The organism is Treponema berlinense, from assembly GCF_900167025.1.
In the GTDB taxonomy this organism is placed as follows: Bacteria; Spirochaetota; Spirochaetia; order Treponematales; family Treponemataceae; genus Treponema_D; species Treponema_D berlinense.
This window is the reverse complement of sequence record NZ_FUXC01000001.1, coordinates 221,488-243,854: the sequence shown is the minus strand read 5'-3', so window position 1 is coordinate 243,854 and position 22,367 is coordinate 221,488. Positions and strand designations below refer to the sequence as shown.

Sequence of the window (22,367 nt, the reverse complement as noted above, 5' to 3'; positions counted from 1 at the left end):
CTTACAAATCTCCGTCTGGCAAAAGCACATACACGCCGATTAAATCACATGGAAGACAGGCTTCTACTTTTACACTCTTCTGGTCAATATTTGTTGCTTTACGAACAGAAGTATGGTCAAGGGCTAGCTGTTCTGAGCGCTCTTTTGCTATTTTCTCAAACACATTTTTATTTGAGTTGTAGTAATCTATGGATTCATTAACAGCCTCAGAAATCTTTTCTGGTGCAAGGTTTCCTGTTGGTTTTCCATCCAGAAGTTTTTCTACATCATCATCTGCAATTACTTTTGGATTGCTTCTGCCTTGTATTCCAAGCGCGACAGATTCTTCTGCCATCAAAATTTTTTTTGAACCTGTTGTCTTTATCTGATAGCGGATTCTTAAAAGATAGATTGTTGTAAGTTCTGTTACTTTATCGCTAAGATAAGTTCCGCAACGGGCTGCAGGACTCTTTGCGTTTGGACTTAAAGCGCCTTCCAATAAGTAAGATGCAAAGTTTGTTACTACAGGATTGCTTCTCTGCAAGAATGTGTATCCCTGTTTTGGCGGATATTCAAAGCTGATTTTATATAGACCTGCTTTGTTTGTCTTAACAATCGGAGCAATTTGCTTTCTAAGTTCTACAGGAAGTGTTGGAACATTCAAGACATAAGCTCCATCATCCTGCCCTTCTAGTCCAATATTCAAGCGTTTAGAAGTTTCTGTAAAGAAGCGCTCTACATCTTTTGCATCACCCAAGGCTTTTTTTGTTTTCTCCCATTCAGGAGCGACATCTTCTGGATGCATTGCGCGCTGAGCAAACACTGTGCGGTTTGCTTTTTCCTTTTCCAAAAGCTTATTCCATTTTGTTTCTACTTCTTTAACCGCAAGACCAAGCTCTTCATCTGAAAAACCGTCAAATAAAGATGGTTCATTATCAGCTCCACTTGTGCGCTCTTTCATCAATGCAGCTTTTACAATTGCAACACGAACGCTTGCATCATCTTCTGGAACTGGAACTAATACCCCAAGATTGTCTTTAATAGTACGGGCTTTACGCAAAATTACGTTAAAGATAAAGCCGTCTACTGGGTTATCGCTACCGTACAGCATTGAACACCAAACTTTTGAACACTGCTGACCAAAGCGGTCTACACGGCCTTCTCGCTGTTCATGACGGGTCGGGTTCCATGCAAGGTCATAATGAATGACAGCATTAAAACCTTCCTGTAAGTTAATACCTTCAGAAAGACAGTCCGTCGCTACAAGAATAGGATTTTCATTTTTAGCAAGCTCGGTAACAATATCCTGTCTCTGGTCAGATGTATATTCACCAGTAACAAAACTAACTGCAGATGTAGAAAACTCTTTCTGCAATTCCTCTGCCACATAATGAGCCGTTGCTATGTATTTACAGAATATTACAGGTCGGTATACGCTGCCTTTCTTTTGCCGTTCTTTATACATTTCTGCAATATGCTTGATAAGGCACAAAAGTTTTGGGTCATCGTCTTTTCCGCTCAAGGCATTTGCTTTTTCTATAAGCTTTTGCAATTCAGATGACTCTTCCAAAACTGGCTCCATAAGCTGTTCATCTTCGTTAAGCTCATCACCAATTCCGTCATAAGTGTCGTTGATGCTCTGTTCAAGCAAATCAAGATTCTGCTCGTTCTGTTCTTCTGTGTTGCCAAGTCGAGTAGTAAGCGCGCTTCTGGCTGCGGCAGGACTTGAAGATATACAGCGTAAGAGAGCAAGGGTTGCATACCACATCATGCGACCTTTATACCCCTTTTCTCTTTCAGAATCCTGAGCAATTTTTACACAATACTTTCGAACATCTTCAAAAAAATCACCCCATTTACCTGTAAGCTTATAAGTTACTTCCGTAACCATTCTTTCTGGGAAAGATGTTTTACCAGGATAATTTACAATATCCTTTCTTCTGCGCTGAACTAAATGTTCTGCCAACTCCTTACGAATATCATCTTTTGCTTCTTCAAGGCTGTTCAATTCTGCAAACTTTGGATTAAGCAAAGAAATCAAATTACCAAATGCGTTTTCATCACCAGAATGCGGAGTTGCCGTTAAAAGAAGCATATTTCGCTTTTTATCATCAGCGAGGCTTTTTAACAAATTGAAACGAAGTTGTCTTCCTCCGCCAACACAACAGGTGTGCGCTTCATCTACAATAATCATTGCATCATCGCCAGCATGGTTTTTGAACCACTGCGAATGTTCATCAGCCTTAATGTAATCAAGAGAGATAACTGATGCAGGATAATGATCAAAGAATGTCTCTGTTGCCGGAACTTCTTTTTCAAGGCTTTTAATGCTTCTTGCTGTAACACTTGCAGCCTCTATATTAAAATGCTCGCGGAGTTCTTCTACCCATTGTTCAACAAGATGAGGCGGACACAATACAATGAACTTTGTAACTTCACCACGTTCCAAAAGTTCCTTCACAATAAGACCTGCTTCTATTGTTTTTCCAATACCAACGTCATCTGCAATCAAAAGGCGAACAGGATTCTGCTTTAATGCCATTAAAAGAGGAACCAATTGATATGAACGAGGCTCTACTGCGACATGACCGAGGCTACGGAATGGTCCTGCCGCATTTGTAAGTTTTAGGCGCAATGCATTTCGCAAAAGTAAAGCCGAACTATAACTACCCGGTTTTGTTGAATCTGGAAGAGGAAATGTTGCACTCTCTAATTCTGTATCTTCAATAGAAGGCATAAGAATCTGAACATCACCGTCAGTTCCTCCAAGAGAACGCAGCTTTACACAACCTTCAATATCACAGCTTTCTAAAACCCATTCTCTACCACGAACTTTTACAAGTGTTCCTGGATTAAACTCTACTTTTGCCATTTATATATCCTTATAAGTCTTCACTGTCTTTTGGTAATTTGTCTTTGTACTGTTGAACTTTTAAAGCCCATTCAGAACCTGTCTTTCCAAAAACTAGATAGCTGAATCCGTGATTACTAAGGTAATCTGCTAATTCAATATTTGGATCTTTATCAAGAATTACCAGCCTTTCTCGTTTCCAGAATGCAAGAACCGTGTATTTTCCCTGCATAATTTCTTTGTTATATGCATCTGGAAGAATACAATCGGTATCTCTTAGATATGAATCTAAAGAGGCCGCTTCATCATCAGTTTGCACTGCTTGAACTGCCTCTGATTCCTTAAGTTTTACCTGAACGTTTGTAAGACTTATGAGGACCTTTAAGGCAAGTTCATTTTTGCGGTCAATCTTCTCATGTAAAGGTTGATTATAGTAAGACAACAAACATCGGTAACAACCTGCAACACAACGAATGTTATGAGGCTTATCTTCCTCTGTATCCTTTAATGCATCCAGTGTTAATGGTTCATCTTCGTTCCAGTCATAATGCATTATATGTAATGCTGCTTTAGCAACTTTTGAAAGAGCATCCTTATCATGTACTAAACGAGTTAGAACACCCGCTCCACCTTCACTTGCTTCGTAGAACAAAAGACTTGAACAATCATTTGCATTTGGCAATTGAATAACACTAAGTTCAGACTGTTCAATCTGGAACTCTTCTTCAATTGCACGCTGTAATGCCGACTCAAGAGTGGCCATGGCTTTCGCGTCAAGTTCTTCATTTCCCCAAGTTGGGATTGGAGTATAAACAAGTACATTTCTTGTATCTTCTACAAAAGGGACAATTCTCTGTGGCTGTACTCTATTTGTGTCTTCCTCTTTTTCTTCTTCATCTTCTTCTCCAGGATCTTTTTCCCAGCGACCAGTAAGAGGATTGATATTAAATCCAAGGACAGCCGGATTTTTTCTTTTTCTCCATCCTTTGTTTAAAACCCAGATAGTAGCATTTTGACCATAATCAAGAGTACCTACTTGTTCATCGCCTTCAAACAATTCGGTACGGGCCACAACAAAGTGTCCATTTTCTTTAGCGAAACGGAAAACTGTTTGAAGCTCATAACCTTTACGAAGACGCTCTTCTTCATTTGCAGAAATACGAGTTGATACCTTTGTTTCTACAGTTTCAATTCGGTAAAGGGAATCTATTCTGTTATCTGTCTTAAGTTCAGCATCACATCGCTCACATCGTTCTACTGTAATATCTGAACTTGTTGTTCCACTAAAATGGGCAAATCCACAAGCTGGACAAACGCAAACACTTCTTGTTGCAAGAACTGAACCAGAAGTTACCTGTCCGTTTGCAGAACTGAGTTTAGCTTTATATACTTGATAAGTTCTTCCTTCGTGGTAAATAATACTTTGCGGACCAAATTCACTTATACCCAAGAAACGAGGTCTGCTTACCATAGAGCCTGTATCTTCGAACCCTGTTTTTCTTGAATGGCTAGACGGAATCCATGCCATAAGTGGAAGACGCGGAAAGTCGTAACCTGGCAAGAATCCCTGGCTCGCAAGGTAGCGGTAAGGATAAAAATCTGAATTAGCGCCTTTTGAACCACCAAGCAAAACCTTAAACTGATTGTTAGCATCTTTCTGTCGATTTAATGCTGCATCACGATCTCGTGGAGAAGTAGCCGGACTTGACAATGCCTGAGAAGCTTCTGCTATTTGTCTCTGAATAGATTTGTATAAAGTTCGCCAGCTGTCAAAAGCCTTGTCAAAACCTTTTGCAACATTTTTTATAACTTCCGCAGCATATTCATCCTTAAGCCATGGAAGTTCTTTTTCATCATCTGGAACTGTATTACGGACGTTTTCCAAAACAGCGCAAGCTTCTTTTATTGCAGCTTCTTTTATATGCTCGTTGTTGATTGCAGTAATTAAATCTGGATTAAGTCTCAACTTATCACCAGAAGCTTTATCTATTGCATATTCGTAGATGCTGTTACCAAGCTCATATTGCATTTCCTGCATCCAAATAGAATGAATATGGCTTGTAATAAGTTCTTTATTTGTAATATCAAGAGTTGGAGCTTTTACAACTCCGTAAACCATGTCTGTTCTCTTTTCAAAGAACCATTGGTCATGCGGACTTAATGAAGAGCTGTATGTAATAACCAAAGCTGGCTGTCCGCTTCGTCCCGCACGGCCACTTCGCTGCGCATAGTTACTTGCAGTTGGTGGGACGTTTCTCATATAAACAGTATTCAGAGAAGAAATATCAACACCAAGTTCCATTGTTGGAGAACAATAAAGAACAGGAAGCCTCTTTAGTTTTGTATTTGGTTTTTCCTGATGCCATTCGGAAATATCTTTTGGAGTATAGCGGAATTGTTTTTCCAGCAGTTTTCTATCTTGAGAATCTACCTGAGCTGTATGCTCATGAGCCCAGTAATCGAAGATATAACTATTGCCATTGAATGTTTCTTTTATAGTGTTATAAACATCTATAAAAAATTTATTTTCTCTGGTTTTGATTACACTATCAGGACCAAGTTTCCAGATAAGATTGTTTGCATGTAAAATCCATCCATGGTCAGTATGGCGAACAATATCTGCAGAACCTGCAACTCTAAGAGCATCTTCTACAAGAATCTGAATAAATTCAAGTGAATTAGCTCCTCGAATTTCCATTTCATATGGAGTTCCTTTCCAAATTTTGGAATTACGAATACTTCGAACAATCAATGATGTTGCTCCCATTGTTACCGCAAAGTCTCTACGACCATCAGCCCTTGAGCGACCGTTAGTTACAACATATTCAGAATGTCTTGGACGTTCTCCTTCATCAAAAGACCATCTTCCAACCAAATCATTAAAACTTGTGCTTCTAACCTTTTCTTGTTCTGAAGTTTCCAGATAAATAGAATCTATACAAAGATTTTTCTTAAAGATTTCAAAAAGTGTTTCATAAAATAAAAGACGCTTTTCTGGAGATAAGCCGACTAAAGTGCTGTTATCAACAAAGTACTTATCATCATTACAAATTTCTTTAAGATTCTTGTATTCAATATGCATTAAACCAAGAATTTCAAGAGTTGGATTATTGTTTTTCCATCCCTTAAACAAATCTTCAATAAGTCTATAACCCAAAATATATCTGGCTTCATTTTTTATAGTTTCAAGCGCGTTATGAGCATCAATATTAGGATTTGTCATAAATTCGCTTAAAACATCTTTGTTTGTCGTATCAAAACCTAAAGATTTAAATACCTGTTCAGCCAAAACATCATATGAAAGCTCACCACCATTTGCTTCGATTGCATGGAGTAATGCTCCTCGCAAAGTAATCTGATAAATAAAATCGTTAAAGTGTCCGGCCTGCAAAGCTGCATCCTGTCTGTTATCTGTAAAGCCGAGCATTTTACGAATATCATTAGTTCCGTTCTTTCCTGAATCAGGATTGTTTTTATAAAGCTGATTCAAAATGGCAAGTGATATCATTGTTGTTGCAGATGAACGACCTTCACCACTAAGACCTGTTAATTTGTTTCGATCATTACCTGCTGTTTTATGCTCCATTCCACAACAAGGACAAAAACGTATTTTACCCGGTATATACCAGAAATGAGTTCCTACGGATGAATTGCCAATATCACCTGTTTCAGTAACAATTTTCTCTTGAGGGATAAAGGCTCTATTCTTTTTCTTAATTGTTGCTTTTCCATCTTTATAGTCATACCAGCTTTCAGGAATATCATCTTCACCTTCGTATTTAAAACCTGGCTTAATTGGAACTAAGAAACCTGCTGTACTGGCTGCATCATCTGGCACTGCTTCGTTAATATTTCTTGGAACCCAAAGACCTCCCTCATTTCTAACCGGAAAATATTCTGTTCCACATTCACGACAAAAATATGCTGTATATAAGCGGACGTGTTCCTTTTCTCTACCAGGTGCAAAAATCTGGGTATTGAGAGTGACTAAACGTTGTCCTTCTGGCTCAAGTGTGCACAAGACATTTCCAGGACCAGAAATAAACTGATGTAGTTTAAATGCAAATGGCTTACGTCCATTTACACTTTTCTGCTCATGAGCCTTTAGCAAGAACTCTGTAAGAGATTTTTTTGAATCTTCAAAAGTAGCTCCTGAGTCAGCAGAAAGTTTTTCAGATGCCTGTTTAAGTATTATCGGTTTAGCTCGTTTTGCAGCTGCATTTGGAACTTTTTCAATACCAAGAGTAAGTTCAACCCAAACTGCAAGAGGATCTTTTAAAAATTCATCAAGGTCTTTGTAATCTGGTGTTGGAGATTTTATTCTGTTCAAAAGCAATGGTTTTACGGAATCAAGATTCAGACTATGATCCGTAGATTGAGAAAGAGTTTCTCCAATGACATTATTTGCAGAAATATCTGTCCCAAAAATTTTTGAAGCAACCTGCGCTACAACAGCATTTTGGTCAGCTGCATCTCCCTGATTACTCATGGTTGCAGAAGTACCAATACAAACAAGATTAGGAGAACGAGTCTTCTGTCTTAAGCGGCGAACAAGTAAAGCAACATCCGCACCCTGGCGGCCTCTATATGTATGAAGTTCATCTAGAACTAAAAACTGTAAACCATCACAGTTCTTCATTACCGTTCTATCTTTAGGAGTTCCGCGAGTAAGAAGCAGCTCCATCATCATAAAGTTTGTAAGAAGAATATCTGGCGGATTGTCTGCAAGATACTGTCTTTGTTCTTCGCTTTCCTGACCAGTATATTGTCCTACTGTAAAAGGTTTAGTGCCATCATCATACCCACGTAAGAACTTTTTGATTTCTTCAAGCTGGCTGTTTGCCAAGGCATTCATCGGATAAATAATAATTGCAGAAGTCTTTCCATAATTATTAGCTCTATTCTTTATAATCTCATTTACAATTGGAATAAAAAAGGAAAGACTTTTTCCTGAACCTGTACCTGTGGTAACTACATAACTTTGCTTCAATGCGGCAAAAGCAATGGCCTGCTGCTGATGGGAATACAAAGTCATAGTTTTGCCATTACTACCATCTTCCTTCTTATCTACCTGAAATATCAGCCGACATTCACTTTCAAGAGTGCCGTCCGCGCATAATTCATCTATAGTTTTCTCAGTCTTATAATTTGGATTTATTTGAATTAAAGGTTCCGGCCAATATCTGCCTTCTTCATATTCAGCATCTACCACAGCCTTAATATCTGGAGCCGAAATATTTGTAAAACTTCTAGAAAAGGATTGATATTCTTTTATAACTTCATCCCGATAATTAAACACGTCTTGCATTTTTATTACTCAGCTCCTTCAACATTGTTCATCACACAAATATCGCCCACATCGCAATTAAGGGCTTTGCAAATTTTTTGTATGCTTTCCATGGATATGAATTCACCTTTACCCAACTTTGCTAATACATTGCTTGAAATATCAGCCATGGTAATCAAATCAGTTTTGTTTTTGATTCCTTTATCTATGAGTTTTTTCCACAGTTTTCGATAATCTACGTCTGCCATTTTTATTTCCCAACAAGTTATTATAGCATAGATTTCTTCAAAATATACAAAAATATCACGAAAGGCAAATATTTTTTGTAAAAATCAGCTTTTTCACCACATTTTTCCGTTTTCTATGCTATAATTAAGTTATATGCAGGAAAGTTTATCTAATGCCGAATACGACGCACCTCAGCAACAGGAATTCGATTTTGAAGGCTATGACTCAGAGCCAAATCCAGAGGATTCCTTTGAAAAAGCCGAAACCATTACATTACAGGCGATAAGCTCTGCCCCTGCCTTTACAGATTTTTTTGAAGATGCAAAATGTCTGACCCGCTTATATGACAACACAAGCGATGATGAGCGCAAAGGATTTTTCTACCTTTTTCGCGCCCACGATGCCGTTACAGGCCGGAACATTGCAGTAAAAACCACAAATCCCGCATTTTGCGAAGAACATCCGCAGCTAAACGACTATCTTAAATGGGAAAGCGCGGTCCTAAGCCGTCTTAAAGGGAAAAACAGAATCCAGCAGATTTGCACGCCACTTAAGTCTATGCAAGTTCCTGTTAACTGCGACGGCAAATCTTTTATGGTTTTAGTTTCATTTTTTTCTTCCATTTATTTGCCAGTGGATGTAAGAAAAAGCTTTTTTGATGAGGCAAATGACAAACTCAAAACCTGCGCAAACCGGCTCCGTCTATTCTGTTCCATAATTTCTGCCGTCCAGAGCCTGCACCGCGAAGGTCTCTGCCACCGTGATTTAAAACCTTCAAACATAATGGGAACTAGGCACGAAGGAAAGTGTACGGCAGTTCTCATAGACCTGGGGCTTTCCCTTGCAAAACCAGAAATAGAAAAAGATTTGAGGCTTTTCTCTCCTAAGGCGGAAGTTCCGGAAATGTATGCAGCTCCAGAAATATACTCAGGCTTTGATAGTGAATGGGACTTGGCTCAATGTGCGGATATTTATTCATTAGGCTGTATGCTTTTTGAACTCTTTGACAAGCGGACATTTTATAACGCTCTTATAGAGTCAAACGGCAACGGCTATTGGGAAACGGCAAACAATATTAGAGTTGGAGAAGAAGAATTTGGCGGAGACCTGAAAAAGCGGCTGGACTTGTACCACGATTTGCTTTCTGATTTTGCCCCAAGCATTATCATCCCCCGAATTTCAGAAGAATCGATTCTGCCCCTTTATATCAGAAAGAGCATACAGGAAATAATCGACAAGCTTTGCGCATTTGACTACAGAAAAAGAACAAAAGAAAGCGAGCTTGACGGCATAAAGACAAAACTCCGCCATATTGCGCATATCCTTGAAGACGAGCACCTTCGCGAACTTTACAAAAAGCGGAAGAAAACCCACAGAACACGGGAGGTTTCACATGCTTGACAATATTGAATACGAACAGCAGAAAGCAAAAGAAGATGTTCTCTGTGGAAAGTCAGAAAAGATTGACATGGACATGCCTTCTCAGGAAATGAGTCTGACCTTTAACTATGCTGAATGTGAAAAGGTTGCCCGGCAAAAAGCAAGTCCTGTGCCAGTAAATTCTGCAAGCCTGATTTCCAGATATCTGACCGTAAATACTTCAAGCATTGCCCTCATAAAACAGAAAAAAGCCATTCAAAGAGAACTTGCCGTGTTTGAAAAAGAAAATGCGGATTTAGCAAAAGACGAACGTTTCAGCGACACTTATTATTTCCGCCTTGCAGGTTTTTACTCCCTCATAAAAAATTATGAAAAAGAAGGTGAATGCCTCTCGCAAATAAAAGACAAAGAAAATGCCGTCTATGCCGCCAAAATTGCGGAAAACGAATTGCGGCAAAATGAAAACACAGAAGAAAACCTTCAGCTGCTTTACAAATTGAATACAGCGGAGAGCGTAAGAAAACTGTCTGGATTTTATCTGTCTAACAAGGAACTAGATAAAGCGGAGGAAGCCCTTAATCACTATAGAAAAGAACACGATGAAATTCCCTATGAAATTGACTTTCAGCAAGCCTTTTTTTTTATGCAGAAAGATGATGCAGATAAAGCAATCCATTTTTTACGGCAGTCATTTTATACGCAAAATACACCGCAGGCAGCCCTTGCACTAAGTATGCTCTATCTTATTCAGGCGACAAAATATAAAAGGCTTGTAGAAAAAGCAAGGCTCTGGTGCAAAATTGCAGTAAATCTTGACATCAGCTTTACCCCTGCCCTCCGTCTTTATGTAAACATGGAACTGGAAAAGCAGCCAGAAAAAGTTGAGTTCATTCTATCCCGCTACCTTAAGCTGAATAATGTCACCGAAAAAGATTTCTATTTTGATGCGGCGATAAATCATGCAAAGTGTGCGTTTGTAAAAGAAAAATACGGAGCCGCGTTAGACCGCCTTGGAAATCTTACGGACAACAAAACAAACCAAGCCGCAGTATGGAACAACATAGCCCTTTGCAATGCAAGTGTCGGAAAACTGGACCGGGCAGAAAGAAACATTGCAAAAGCCCTTGAAAAATTTCAAGAAAAAACACCGAACACTACCCCAACCCCAAAGCAGCTAGAAATCATACTCACAAACTATATGCGCATATTAAATCGCCAGGGAAAATACAATGAAACCCTCTCCCTTTTTGAAAACACAAACGGAGCAAAAGATTTTGAGCTGTCAGAAGAAAATTATCTGAATTACTTTGCTGAATGGAGAAAAGCTCTTCTTGCCACAGGCAATTTTGAGACATACTTCGATTTTCTCTTGCCAATCTTTATGCTTGATTCTGACAATCTGACACTGAAACTTTTTGCCTGCAACGACCTGCTCCGTCTTCTTACTCTAACCGGACAAAATAAAGAGCAGATGAAAGCCTGCCGGGATTTTCTGATGCAAATACACAGGGATTACCCTCATGGAAAACATAATGTGCAAGTTCTGAACAACATTGTTTTTGCAAACCTTGAAATGGAAGATTACATTCCCGAACAGATACTAAAAGATTTTATCTCCACAATCGGACAAAACCCATGCAACACGGCAACATACGGACTGTACCTCTTACGCAGGAAAGGCCAGACAGAACGAGGTCTCTCTTACTATGACAAGGCAATTTCAATGGCCCAGAAAGATTCCGCCTACACTAACATGATAGAAGAATTACGCTTAAAGAAGGATATCGAAAGTGCCCGCTGCCTCATAGAATCAGGCGACCTCAACTCTGCCCGAAGGCTGTTGGACAAGTCATACAAGCATGCCAGCAAAACACTGAAAGGCTACCAGCAGAGCATTGAGCGCCTTTTGGAAGAGTGTTGAAAGGGTAAGGTTATTTTTGGTAACAGCATCAGCCGATTTGTTCTATTCCCATTTCTAGGCACTTTTCAAAACTCTGTCGCATATCCCGCACATCATCATAATCTGACCGCTCACATGAAAGTCACCCACACGCTCACTGCAAAAGTTTATGGAATCAGCGGCAGCTGGACAATGGGTGGAGAAAACACTTACAAAAAACGGGATGGAATCTGGGTAAGAGTCAGGTAGTCTAACTCCAGTTCATTATCTTTATAGCGTTCAACTGTGTTTTTTTGTTATTTTCTCTGAGTCAGTTTTTTTTTATATTTAAATAAAATGGTTTATATGACAGTCAGAAAATACGAAGAAAAAGATCTTACAGCAATGATTCAAATCTGGAACGAAGTTGTAGAAGATGGGATTGCGTTTCCGCAGGAAGAGCTGCTGACTCCAAAAAGCGGCAAGGCTTTTTTTGCAGGACAAACCTTATCTTGTGTTGCTGAAGAAGATGGCAAAATTTATGGACTTTACATCCTTCATCCAAACAATGTTGGACGCTGCGGTCACATCTGTAATGCAAGCTATGCCGTCGCTTCCTATGCCCGCGGAAAACATATTGGTGAACAGCTTGTAAAAGACTGCCTTATCCAGGCAAAAAAATGTGGCTATGGAATTCTTCAGTTCAATGCTGTTGTAGAAAGCAATATTCACGCCCGCCATTTGTATGAGCGACTGGGCTTTGTCCAACTGGGCACAATTCCAAAGGGATTTAGAATGAAGGACGGACATTTTGAAAACATCTGTCCTTATTATCATGAATTGTAATCGACGTCCCGCCCTAAAGTAAAAGCCCCTGATAAATCTCCAGATCCTTATTTCCAAAAACATTAAAGACAACTTTCTTTACGCTGGAATCTGGATTTTCTGCCAGCCACTGTTCGACTGTCTCAACTGCAATCTGAGCGGCAAGGTCAGCAGGAAATCTGAATACTCCAGTTGAAATGCAGCAGAAAGCAACCGATTCAAGCTGATTTTTGCAAAGGTAGGGAGTCGGTCGCGATAGCGATGAAACTCACGAGGTAGGTTTAAGGCGAGTCTCGTTCGAAGCTGTGCTTCGAGCGCGGCATTAAGAATAGAAAAGAATTTTAGCCCCCTTTCTTACATCAAATTCAAAAATCTGATATACTAGCGATACAACAAAGCAGATTCGATTCTTCCTTCACATAAACGAGCAGCGATGAGCGTAAGTCCAGTTTTTGGAAACGCAATCGCTGCTTTTTGTTTTAACTAACAAATATGTGAGGTTTTTATGAAAAATTATGATTTGGGTACAGGAAAAATCGGTCAGCTTGTAAGGCATTTTTCGGTTCCATGTGTTATCAGTATGCTGGTTGCGGCTCTTTACAATATTGTGGACCAGATTTTTATAGGCTGGAGTCCGGCTGGCGCTTTTGGAAACGCTGCTACAAATATTGTTTATCCTTTTACAGTTCTGGCCCTGGGGCTTTCCCTTTTAGTAGGAGACGGAGCCGCTGCAAATTTCAGTCTTGAATGGGGAAAAAAAAACAAGGACCGGGCAGATAAATCTGTAGGAAATGGCTTTTTACTTCTTGTGATTTTTTCAATTCTTCTCTGCCTCATCGGCTTTATTTTTAAATCACAAATTCTGAAACTCTTCGGAGCAAGTCCGGAAGAAAAAACTTGTTATGATTTTGCCGTCCAGTATTTCACAGTAATCTGTACAGGCCTACCCTTTTATATGATTGGACAGGGAATGAATGCTTCAATCCGTGCTGACGGCTCTCCAAAATATGCAATGGCCTGTACACTTGCAGGAGCAATTGCAAATCTTATCTTAGACCCGCTTTTTATTTTCGCTTTTAATATGGGAGTAAAGGGAGCTGCCATCGCAACTGTTATCGGACAGGCACTTACTTTTGTCATGAGCATTGCCTATCTTTTCAGAGCGAAGAATTTTAAAATCAGTAAAAAATCAGTTCATCTGGAAGCTTCAATTCTTTCAAGAATCATCTTAATTGGCATGGCATCCCTCATCGTTCAGCTTTCGATTGTGGTGATCATTGCGGTGAATAACAATCTGCTTTCAAAATACGGCTATGAAACATTTGCAAGTACAGGAGTGGCATTCGGCTCGGTTATTCCTCTTGCGGTTGTGGGAATCGTTATGAAGGTTTTTGGAATTGCTGTTTCCATTGTGATTGGAATAAGTCTTGGAGGCCAGCCAATCATCGGCTTTAATATGGGAGCAGGAAATGTGGAGCGTGTAAAAGAAACAATCAGAACGATTACAAAAATTGTCCTTGCAATCGGCACAGTCTTCTTTCTGATTTTTGAACTTGCGCCGGATTTTGTAATTTCCCTTTTTGGAAAAAACAACAGCCATGAATATAGCGAATATGCCCGTCTCTGCGTCCGAATCTTTTTGAGCGGAATCATCTTCACCTGCTTTATAAAATCTGCAGCCATCATGCTCCAGTCCCTGGGTAAAAGCGGAAAATCCACCATACTCGCCCTGCTCCGGGATGTAATCGTCTTTGTTCCTTCTTCAATTATTCTGGCTCTTGTAAGTCATAACATCGTCACCATGCTTTGGGCTTCTTTAATCAGCGACGTAATATCATTCGTTTTTGCCATTGCTTTTATCATGGCGGAAACAAGAAAAATTACACAAGAACTATCTGCAAGTATCAAGGAAAAAGCATCATGATAATGAATGGAAAAAATTATTCAGAAGAAATAAAAAAACTTCTTATTCAGAATTCAAAAAGCATTGATGAACGCTTTTTTGTAATCAATCATTTTTTGCCTCTTGATTTATTATAGCAGAGATTTATACATAAGGCACTGTATAAATTATTCCGGGTTACCAAATCAGCTGCTGAAAAACCGGATGAGTTTGCAAAGTATGAAGCAGACTCTCCGTACAAGGAAAAGAAAAGCCTCCCTGGACAGTTAAGTTATAATCGTTTTTTATCTGGGCGTTCCCAGCCGCCTTTCAGGCGGTTGGGCGGGCTATTGAACTGAACCCTCGTCGCTCTCTTTCGTTCGCTCCTCAGTCCAGTTGCTTGCTTCGCAACTGCTCCATGCCCTTTCGCATTTTTTCAGAATCAGAAGATACATTCCGTAAGCAATAAAAGCCGCAAAAGCCTTGTCCAAAAGATTCAGCAGAAACCCGCCAATAAGATTTGCCGCAATCACATTGTTCGTTACAAATAAAATTCCCTGCTCAATAGCCGTAAGGTTGTAATGGTAAAATGCCGCAAATAGCGAGCCGAAAATGCCGTTTGTAAAGGCACTTAAAAATCCTGCCATCATAAAAGAATCAAGACTTATCTTTTCCTCACCATTTTTCTTTGCAAGGGAAAAAATAAAAGAAGAGCCAAGAGCCGTCATCATCTGGCACAAAATAAAAATCAGCTTGAGCCTTCCAAGCAAAAACAAAGTACCGTTTGTAAGAATCGCAACTATAATAGACGGAACAAATCCACCTATTGAGGCAATGGCAATCGTTGCAAAACTGTCCATATAAAGAGGAATGGATGTTTCACCTGCCAGAATCGAGACTGCAATATTCAGCACCGAAGAAAAAAGTATAAGCAGAGGAAAATAGATATTTTTTTGCCTGTAGTTCATAAGTGTAGTATATCACAAAATGCGCCTCAGTGCGGGCGTCCACATAACAATTGCTTAAACCGCAAACCGGCTTGACCGGTTTGTCGGCTTTAAACTTCTTGTTAGGTTAATTTTTACATTTACCAGAATATTCCTTACACTTTTCTTCAAGTAATTTAAAGTCGTTACATCTTTTTGCAAGCGGAGTCAAATTACCATTTTTCATTTTATATTCATAAAGTGATTTTGCATTTTTTAGAATTCTTTCTGTAAGTGAAGTGATAATACGATATCCTGCAGAAAGCAAAGCCTTATAAGACGGATTTGATTCTTTTGAAATATCTACATAAATGCACTGAGACTTTGGAACAGGAAACATATTGTTTAGATTTATAACAGCGTAATTTCCAACTTTAAGGAAATCCATATTATTTTTCATTTTTTTGTGTTTCTCTTTGAAAGAAGAAAGAGGTGCAAAATAATCTAATCCATTTACTGTCAAAATAATTCCGATATATTTTCGCTCATTTTCTTGATTTTCTTTTTTGTTACGAAACATAATGTGGAGCAAAAGGAACAAGATGATCAATGTATGAGTTTTCTATTTCATAAATTTTCAAGTTTTCCATATTTTCTCCATAAAAAAAAGGCAAGCTCTAGGCCTGCCTTGTTAAGTTTCGCGTATAAAGGCCGCGATATGCCTCGTATAACTTCCTTATTCAGGTCAAGGGAAACCTCTTATAACTTGCACTTTAGAGGAGAGCGAGCCTCACTAATAAAATTTATAACCCGGAAAGCCTTTCTTGTCAATAAACAAAAAAGGCTTTCCGCCTGCCTAAATGAAACAACAAGATTTCTTATTTAGTGTATGTAAACTCAGCTACATTGCTCCATGCACTTTCTCTGACATTGTTTGCGGCACTTGTCACTTTAAGCCAGAAATAATACTTTTTTCCATTGACAGGTACTAAATATGGCCCACTGTATAACTCACTGGAAGAAAAGTTTACGGTTCGTGTATTTGCTCCGGATTCAATAGTGGCATAATTAATGTTGTCATCATAAATTGCCTGTGAAGAATCATTTGTTGTCGAATATCCAAGTACTGCTTTAGTTGCTCCATCAATACCTGTTTTGCCGCTATAGTTGAATGTAATGTTGACAGCACAGGTAGTTGTATTATCTGTGATAGAATTGATAACCAAATTTGTTGGTGCATCAAGTTTTGATATGGAATTCCCGTCATCTTCATTTGTTGAATTTTTGCATCCAGTAAATGCACATGACAGAACCAATGCGGCAAGAATTGCCACGATTTTAAGATTTTTTTTCATAAAATCCTCCAACGATTTTATTTTTGATTTTTTGGGCGAAGTCGAGTGTAACAAGACTTCGCCCAAAGGACTCTTTCAAGTCCTTTGGGTAGTGTACACTACCCAAATTTTTAGAGAAAAAATTTGTTGGATGATTTACCTTATCGACGACAAGTGGCGCAGTGCGCCATCAACCTAACAATGGGTTAAACCGCACGCGGCTTGACCGCGTGTCGGCTACGAACCTTTGTTATGACAAATTATATTTCTTATACAGAATTAGATTTCTTAAATCTTTTCCTTCTTCTGCGGATTTATGTGGCTGTACCAGGTAAGCTGCAAGTCTTCAAGTGTATCGCCAGACCAGTAGCCTTCGTTTGCAGGGAAAAGAAGCCGCTCTTAAGCGCTTGGACGAAGTGACCAAGAAGCGGGAGCCTCTTTATCCTCACGCTATGAACCGTTGGAATGATAACTGGGACGTCATTACTCCTATTTTCAAGTTTTCTATGGATGTCAGAACGGCCTTTTACACGACTAATTCGATTGAAAGTTTGAATTCATGCTTCCGCAGATTGAATAAGCAAAGAAGCGTATTCCCAAGTTCTCAGGCACTGATGAAAGCTCTTTATCTATCAACCTTTGAAATAATAAAGAAATGGACGATGCCCATCAGAAACTGGGGAAGAGTCTATGGTGAGCTTCAGATTATGTATGAAGGAAGACTTCCAGAATAAAAATATGAGCTTCAGCCCTACTTGGGCTGAAGCTCCTTTGTGCGATTATCTTCCGGTTTATTCTTCCATCAAGGATTATGTATTACATTTCTCTTTCCACTATTGGCAGTTCCTCTTACTTCTTCGTGGTAAAAGTAATCTACAATTGTTGGATGTCCTTTCTCTACTCTCTCATACGGAGTTTCATTATCAACAAACCTGCAATCATACTTTTTAGCCAGCTCTTCTGCTTTCTTTTCCAGCGCTTCAAAATAGCTGCGGTTCTTTTTGTTATAAATTTCGTCATACAGTGGCACCAGATCCGGATGTTTATCGGAAATGTATTTCATGATATCTGCCTTAAAACCTCCGCGAAGATTCAGATTCTCAAGCCATACAAGGTCACACTGATCTTTTGTCCTGTCTATGATTGCTTCTATATCCGTAATCCCCGGGAACACGGGTGAAATGAAGCAAATTGTACGAATGCCTGCCGCATATACCTCTTTCATTGCAGCAAGCCTTCTTTCTATGCTTACTGCCGCATCCATATCATCTTTAAACTCTTCATCAAGAGTATTGATTGACCATGATACTGTAAGTCTGCTATTTTCATTGATCTCTTTTAGCAGATCCAGATCTCTTAGTACAAGGTCTGACTTTGTGCAGATAAGTATGTCCGCACCACTGTCCTTTAGTTCTTCCAGAAGTCTTCTTGTATTTTTATATGTTTTCTCAAGCGGATTATAACCATCCGTAACTGTTCCAATGATCACCTTCTGGCCGGCATACTTCTTTGGATTCTTTATTTCAGGCCAGTCTTTCACATCCATGAAAGTTCCCCATTCCTCCGTATGCCCTGTAAAGCGTTTCATAAAAGATGCGTAGCAGTATTTACAGGCATGGGGACACCCCACATAGGGATTCACCGAATATCCTCCAATAGGAGTATTCGATTTTGTCATTACACTTTTTGTTTCTATATGATTTACTTTGATTTCTGGTTGTTCCATATTCTCTGTTCCTCCAGCACTTTGTTAAAAGCATCCGGCATTTCCTGTATCATTTCTTCTCCCATAATTGGAACAAGATCTTCTTTCCAGAATACAGGAATGTTCAGTTCATGAGCCTGTTCTGTCAATGAATAAACCCACCCGGGATTTGTTTTAACAGTCCTGCTCTTTGCACCTGTCATAGTTCCCACCACAATCCAGTCAATGCCTGTAAGATCAACCTTACCCGGATCATCGAACAAAGGCTCAAAGGTAACATGATATTTTTTTGCCTTCACATTGCTCCGTAGTGCATCAATACGCCATAACTCAGACTTTCTCGTAACTGTAACGCCAAACCATGCATTATCAAGATTTGTTTCAAAAGACAGAAGATCCGGTCGTTTGGTAAGAAAAAGAAACTGGTGCTGAGGATTCTCTGCTATCTTTTTAAAGACTTCCTCTCGCCACTCCTCATGCCAGCCCGAGAGATCGCTCATGCCGGTCAGCAGAAAATTCTGCGGCTTTTTCTTTTCCATCATACGAAGCTTGCCTTGAAAAAACTGTGGCTTTTCAAAATCATCTATGATGTGATAACGCCTCGTATTGTTTCTGGCATAGCAGTACGGACATCCAACAGTGCACCCTATAACAAGATTCATGTTCTGAATCTGATTTTTAATACAGATACTCATTTGTCACTCCATTCCTCAAGGTTTACCCTGATGCGGTTAAGATACCCTTCAAACTGAAGAATCTCTTTATCCGTAAAATCACGATAATAAATATTCCCCATCTCATTGGATACGGAGTCATAAGCTTCTTTAAGTTCTTTGGCTTTATCTGTGAGGAACAGAAGAGTTTTTCTCTTATCAGCTTCATCCGTTTTGCGGCTTATCAGTCCGTTTTTTTCCATCCGCTCAAGCATGGTCGTAAGTGAAGTAATTGCAAGTCCGCTTTTCTCGGAAATAATTTTAATAGGAACGCCATCTTCCTGCCATAAGACATACAGAATCCTTCCCTGAGCTCCGTTAAATGCATCAATGTTTTTTTCTGCCAGTATCCTTTCAAATATACGATCACCCAGCTGTTTTATTTTTGTAACAAGAAATCCACCTTTTGTCTTCATAATTAAATACTCCTATATCGTAGTTTTATACTACCATATAGGAGTATTTGTATCAAGCACACATATCATAACTTCCAATTTTGTGTTCCAGCATTCATCACGACAATCATCTTAGCGTTATATTTTTGAGCTTCTTTTCCGTCATAGTCTTTTGGAACATACAGGCCAAAGTGAATATCGCCGGCTTATGGAAAAAGCTATTAAAAACATCACTGTGCCGCAGATTGCAGGTGGGAAAAAATATATTCTCCCACCGTGTCGGATAAACGAAATTCTTCTTGAAGTGTTTTCCGTACTGAGCGCGGAAGAATACTATAAGGAAGGCTTTGACTACAAAAGAATGATTGAAGGCATGGGAATTAAAGTCAAAAAATTCTCATCCTTTTCGCCGGAAAATCTCAAGCGGTTCAAAGAAAATTCCTTAAGCCTATGGAACGAAGGAGTCTGTCTTTTGTTTCCAGACGATGAAACAGGAAAGCAGCTTCGGATGATTGCATACAACGACAGCCACAACGCTACGGAAACAATGCAGATTACTCTGCACAAATTTGCGCATATAAGGCTTCGCCACACACAGCAGAGCATAAACGGCGAAGTTGAGGCAACATGTTTTTCAATAGCAATGAGCCTTATGTTCATACTAGAAGAAAAGTTCCATATAGGAATGAGAACTGTGCAGCTCGAAGGGAAAGACTTTTTATGAACAGCATAAGAGAGTACATAGGAAAAAAGGAGGTGGCATGAAAGCATTTTATAAATAAAAAAAGCCTGTTTCGGTAAGTGCGCCAACACTTGCGGAAAAAGGCTTTTCAGCCGGGAGCCAATATTGATTCCCAATAAAATTCCAAGCAATTATGGTTTTATCATATCTGGCCTCCTTGTCAATAAAAATCGAAGGCGTACGATTCTTTGCGCCTGCGCTGATACGCAAAAAAATTTTTATTTTTTTCCCGGCATTGAAGACACGGGAAAAAAGGAGACCTATGCTTAATATCAAAACTATAAAAAACTCACTTATTAGTGATGAATCAAAGGACGGCTTCTGCTTTAGAAGCTCATGCTCTCAGAATTTGAGCCAGAAAAAACTTGCCGCGGAAATGGCGGACTGGAACTCTTCTTTTACAGAGGCAGACTATCTTGGAATGCTTTCTGTAATGGAAAAAATCGTTGTAAAGTATCTTTCAAAAGGCTACAACGTGGAGCTTCCGTTCGGCTCGCTCCCATTTTCTTTCAGTACACCTTTCGGAATTCATTTTTTTTTGTTTTTGGGCTACAATCTTTGTGAGACTTGGGGTGATTTTATGAAGAAGATTCTTATTTTCGGGCACAAAAACCCTGACACCGATTCAATTGTCAGCAGCACTGCTCTTGAGTTTTTGAAGAAAAAAATGGGTTTTGAGCATTATTCTGCCTGCCGCGCAGGACACTTAAATCCACAGACTGACTATATTTACAAAAAATTCGGAATTTCCACGCCTCTTTTTATTCCAGACCTTTTGCCTAAGGTTGAATATTTTATGCACAAAGGCGCAATTACAACCGGCGAAAATGAATCGATTTGGAACGCAGTCAGCAAAATGCGCGACAAAAAAGTAAATGTTCTTCCTGTCGTTGACAAATCCGGGCTTTACAAGGGACTTATTTCCAGCGATTTGATTTTTAAGAGCATTTTTGACAACTTTGACCCAATGCACCATCTTTCGCTTTTTACTTCGGCAAAACTTTTAAAAGAAACATTAAAAGCCTCTTTTTTGAGCAAACACAATCCGGACAGCCAGCGCGAATTTAAGATTATTCTGGCATCAACTAGTTTTTCTTCTTTTTCCAACACTCTAAAATCCCACCTTTCGCAGCCGATTATCGTTGTAACAGGCGACCGCGAAGACATTCAGCTTTTCTGTCTTGAAAACAAGGTGGACATTTTGATCATAACAGGTTCAAGAACTCCAGGCCCAAAGGTAATTGAGCTTGCAAAAAAAATCGGAACAACAATAATTTTAAGTCCGCTCAATACTTCTTCAACTTCTATGCTCATTATGTATTCGGTTCCGGTTTTTAAGGTTGCAAACACTTCTCTAAAAGCGCTGCACGCAAAAGACCTGCTTACAAACGTAAAAAAAGAAATTCTTTCAAGTCCGCTGCGTCTTCTTCCTGTTGTTGACGACGAAAGCAAGGTAATCGGAATTATGTCGGAAATAGATCTCCACAATGAACCTGACCTTGAAATCGCGCTTGTTGACCACAATGAACTTTCGCAAGCGGTCGATGGAATCGAAAACTACACAATTACGGAAATAATCGACCACCACAGGATAGGTCCTGCTCCGACAAAAAGTCCGATTACATTTATAAATATGCCTCTTGGCTCAACTTCCACAATTATTTCAAAACTTTTTATCGAAAACAAAATTGAAATTCCTGTAAAAATCGCCAGCCTCCTTTTGAGCGGAATTTTGAGCGACACCTTGATTTTAAAATCGGCGACGACAACTCAAACAGACGTCGAAATTGCCAAAATTCTAGGCAAAATTACAGGTCTTGAAATTCAATCTTTCGGCGAAGAAATCATAAAAGCCGGAAGCCGAATTAAAGACAGGACCGCACTGCAAATTATCGCCCAGGATTTAAAAGAATACACAGAAGCCGGAGAAACATTTACCGTAAGCCAGATTGAAGTTGACGGAACCCAGGAAATTCTAAGGCGAAAAGAAGAATTTATCGCCCAGCTCGAGGAACAGAAAAAAGAACGGAAAGCACTGTTCAGCGCGCTTCTCGTGACAGACATTTCTAATTTAAATTCTTTAATGCTTGTAGCCGGCGAAAAAAAATTCATGGATTTTCTGCATTTTCCTAAGGTTGAAGAGCAGATTTTTTTCTTAAAAGACGTAGTTAGCCGCAAAAAACAGCTGATTCCAATCATAGGCGAATTGATTGGCGAATTTGAAAATTATTAGATTCCGGG

16 protein-coding genes and 1 pseudogene are annotated in these 22,367 nt (G+C 39.3%); 7 read left to right on the top strand and 10 right to left on the bottom strand.

All coding sequences use genetic code 11. The features are described from left to right. Position 1: 1 nt before the first annotated feature. Genes B5D47_RS01070 through B5D47_RS01060 form a run of 3 tightly spaced genes read right to left on the bottom strand, consistent with a single transcriptional unit; the run spans position 2 to position 8,365 of the window. A complete protein-coding gene (locus tag B5D47_RS01070; RefSeq protein ID WP_078929956.1) occupies positions 2-2,851 on the bottom strand; it encodes an SNF2-related protein in 2,850 nt (949 codons plus the stop codon). A gap of 10 nt (positions 2,852-2,861) precedes the next feature. After that, entirely contained in the window at positions 2,862-8,138 is a 5,277-nt protein-coding gene (locus B5D47_RS01065; protein WP_078929954.1) for a DEAD/DEAH box helicase, read from the bottom strand. A gap of 5 nt (positions 8,139-8,143) precedes the next feature. Then, positions 8,144-8,365, bottom strand: a complete 222-nt coding sequence (locus B5D47_RS01060; protein WP_078929953.1) for a helix-turn-helix domain-containing protein — start codon at positions 8,363-8,365, stop codon at positions 8,144-8,146. A 133-nt stretch (positions 8,366-8,498) separates the two neighbouring features. On the opposite strand from B5D47_RS01060, the gene B5D47_RS01055 reads away from it, so the two are divergent. From B5D47_RS01055 to B5D47_RS01045, 3 genes are all read left to right on the top strand, one after another. Beyond that, entirely contained in the window at positions 8,499-9,746 is a 1,248-nt protein-coding gene (locus B5D47_RS01055; RefSeq protein WP_078929952.1) for a protein kinase family protein, read from the top strand. Beyond that, the gene (locus B5D47_RS01050) at positions 9,739-11,646 is read left to right on the top strand and encodes a tetratricopeptide repeat protein (RefSeq protein ID WP_078929950.1); all 1,908 of its coding nucleotides are present in this window, start codon (positions 9,739-9,741) and stop codon (positions 11,644-11,646) included. The genes B5D47_RS01055 and B5D47_RS01050 overlap by 8 nt, the downstream gene beginning before the upstream one ends. 324 nt (positions 11,647-11,970) lie before the next feature. Continuing rightward, positions 11,971-12,450, top strand: coding sequence for a GNAT family N-acetyltransferase (locus B5D47_RS01045; protein ID WP_078930139.1), 480 nt, complete (start codon positions 11,971-11,973; stop codon positions 12,448-12,450). A 13-nt stretch (positions 12,451-12,463) separates the two neighbouring features. Here the strand turns inward: B5D47_RS01045 and B5D47_RS01040 are convergent. After that, a pseudogene (locus tag B5D47_RS01040) lies at positions 12,464-12,661 on the bottom strand (macro domain-containing protein); the annotation flags it as partial. 273 nt (positions 12,662-12,934) lie between these two features. On the opposite strand from B5D47_RS01040, the gene B5D47_RS01035 reads away from it, so the two are divergent. Beyond that, on the top strand, positions 12,935-14,353 hold the full coding sequence (locus B5D47_RS01035) for an MATE family efflux transporter (RefSeq protein WP_078929949.1): 1,419 nt from the start codon (positions 12,935-12,937) through the stop codon (positions 14,351-14,353). A 305-nt stretch (positions 14,354-14,658) separates the two neighbouring features. Here B5D47_RS01035 and B5D47_RS01030 read toward each other — a convergent pair whose 3' ends face one another. The 3 genes from B5D47_RS01030 to B5D47_RS01020 form a co-directional block, all read right to left on the bottom strand. Then, the gene (locus tag B5D47_RS01030; RefSeq protein WP_078929947.1) at positions 14,659-15,279 is read right to left on the bottom strand and encodes a hypothetical protein; all 621 of its coding nucleotides are present in this window, start codon (positions 15,277-15,279) and stop codon (positions 14,659-14,661) included. Between the two features lie 106 nt (positions 15,280-15,385). After that, on the bottom strand, positions 15,386-15,817 hold the full coding sequence (locus tag B5D47_RS01025; protein WP_078929945.1) for a type III toxin-antitoxin system ToxN/AbiQ family toxin: 432 nt from the start codon (positions 15,815-15,817) through the stop codon (positions 15,386-15,388). A gap of 298 nt (positions 15,818-16,115) precedes the next feature. Continuing rightward, entirely contained in the window at positions 16,116-16,592 is a 477-nt protein-coding gene (locus tag B5D47_RS01020) for a hypothetical protein (protein WP_078929944.1), read from the bottom strand. Between the two features lie 356 nt (positions 16,593-16,948). Between B5D47_RS01020 and B5D47_RS01015 the strand changes: the two genes are divergently transcribed. Next, positions 16,949-17,305 (top strand): transposase, encoded by a 357-nt coding sequence (locus tag B5D47_RS01015; protein ID WP_200806534.1) that lies wholly within the window; start codon positions 16,949-16,951, stop codon positions 17,303-17,305. A gap of 68 nt (positions 17,306-17,373) precedes the next feature. Here the strand turns inward: B5D47_RS01015 and B5D47_RS01010 are convergent, their stop codons facing one another. The 3 genes from B5D47_RS01010 to B5D47_RS01000 are packed head-to-tail and all read right to left on the bottom strand — an operon-like array spanning position 17,374 to position 19,405. Next, the gene (locus B5D47_RS01010) at positions 17,374-18,297 is read right to left on the bottom strand and encodes a radical SAM mobile pair protein B (RefSeq protein WP_029542749.1); all 924 of its coding nucleotides are present in this window, start codon (positions 18,295-18,297) and stop codon (positions 17,374-17,376) included. Further along, positions 18,273-18,971 carry a radical SAM mobile pair protein A gene (locus B5D47_RS01005; protein ID WP_078929943.1) on the bottom strand — a complete coding sequence of 233 codons (699 nt, stop codon included), beginning with the start codon at positions 18,969-18,971 and terminating at the stop codon, positions 18,273-18,275. Before B5D47_RS01005 ends, B5D47_RS01010 begins: the two co-directional genes overlap by 25 nt. Beyond that, positions 18,968-19,405 carry a radical SAM mobile pair system MarR family transcriptional regulator gene (locus B5D47_RS01000; RefSeq protein WP_078929942.1) on the bottom strand — a complete coding sequence of 146 codons (438 nt, stop codon included), beginning with the start codon at positions 19,403-19,405 and terminating at the stop codon, positions 18,968-18,970. Before B5D47_RS01000 ends, B5D47_RS01005 begins: the two co-directional genes overlap by 4 nt. A 187-nt stretch (positions 19,406-19,592) precedes the next feature. On the opposite strand from B5D47_RS01000, the gene B5D47_RS00995 reads away from it, so the two are divergent. Together B5D47_RS00995 and B5D47_RS00985 are read left to right on the top strand one after the other, a co-directional pair. Continuing rightward, entirely contained in the window at positions 19,593-20,108 is a 516-nt protein-coding gene (locus B5D47_RS00995) for a hypothetical protein (protein WP_078929940.1), read from the top strand. 280 nt (positions 20,109-20,388) lie between these two features. After that, positions 20,389-22,359: a putative manganese-dependent inorganic diphosphatase gene (locus B5D47_RS00985; RefSeq protein WP_159443458.1), complete on the top strand. Its 1,971-nt coding sequence runs from the start codon at positions 20,389-20,391 to the stop codon at positions 22,357-22,359. Positions 22,360-22,367 lie beyond the last annotated feature (8 nt).

What these genes read in the sequence shown, in the direction of transcription:
- B5D47_RS01045 (WP_078930139.1), top strand. Translation starts at nt 11,971, where the DNA reads ATGACAGTCAGAAAATACGAAGAAAAAGATCTTACAGCAATGATTCAA.
- B5D47_RS01035 (WP_078929949.1), top strand. Translation starts at nt 12,935, where the DNA reads ATGAAAAATTATGATTTGGGTACAGGAAAAATCGGTCAGCTTGTAAGG.
- B5D47_RS00995 (WP_078929940.1), top strand. Translation starts at nt 19,593, where the DNA reads ATGGAAAAAGCTATTAAAAACATCACTGTGCCGCAGATTGCAGGTGGG.
- B5D47_RS01065 (WP_078929954.1), bottom strand. Translation starts at nt 8,138, where the DNA reads ATGCAAGACGTGTTTAATTATCGGGATGAAGTTATAAAAGAATATCAA.
- B5D47_RS01000 (WP_078929942.1), bottom strand. Translation starts at nt 19,405, where the DNA reads ATGAAGACAAAAGGTGGATTTCTTGTTACAAAAATAAAACAGCTGGGT.
- B5D47_RS00985 (WP_159443458.1), top strand. Translation starts at nt 20,389, where the DNA reads ATGCTTAATATCAAAACTATAAAAAACTCACTTATTAGTGATGAATCA.
- B5D47_RS01060 (WP_078929953.1), bottom strand. Translation starts at nt 8,365, where the DNA reads ATGGCAGACGTAGATTATCGAAAACTGTGGAAAAAACTCATAGATAAA.
- B5D47_RS01055 (WP_078929952.1), top strand. Translation starts at nt 8,499, where the DNA reads ATGCAGGAAAGTTTATCTAATGCCGAATACGACGCACCTCAGCAACAG.
- B5D47_RS01020 (WP_078929944.1), bottom strand. Translation starts at nt 16,592, where the DNA reads ATGAAAAAAAATCTTAAAATCGTGGCAATTCTTGCCGCATTGGTTCTG.
- B5D47_RS01050 (WP_078929950.1), top strand. Translation starts at nt 9,739, where the DNA reads ATGCTTGACAATATTGAATACGAACAGCAGAAAGCAAAAGAAGATGTT.
- B5D47_RS01005 (WP_078929943.1), bottom strand. Translation starts at nt 18,971, where the DNA reads ATGAGTATCTGTATTAAAAATCAGATTCAGAACATGAATCTTGTTATA.
- B5D47_RS01025 (WP_078929945.1), bottom strand. Translation starts at nt 15,817, where the DNA reads ATGTTTCGTAACAAAAAAGAAAATCAAGAAAATGAGCGAAAATATATC.
- B5D47_RS01070 (WP_078929956.1), bottom strand. Translation starts at nt 2,851, where the DNA reads ATGGCAAAAGTAGAGTTTAATCCAGGAACACTTGTAAAAGTTCGTGGT.
- B5D47_RS01010 (WP_029542749.1), bottom strand. Translation starts at nt 18,297, where the DNA reads ATGGAACAACCAGAAATCAAAGTAAATCATATAGAAACAAAAAGTGTA.
- B5D47_RS01030 (WP_078929947.1), bottom strand. Translation starts at nt 15,279, where the DNA reads ATGAACTACAGGCAAAAAAATATCTATTTTCCTCTGCTTATACTTTTT.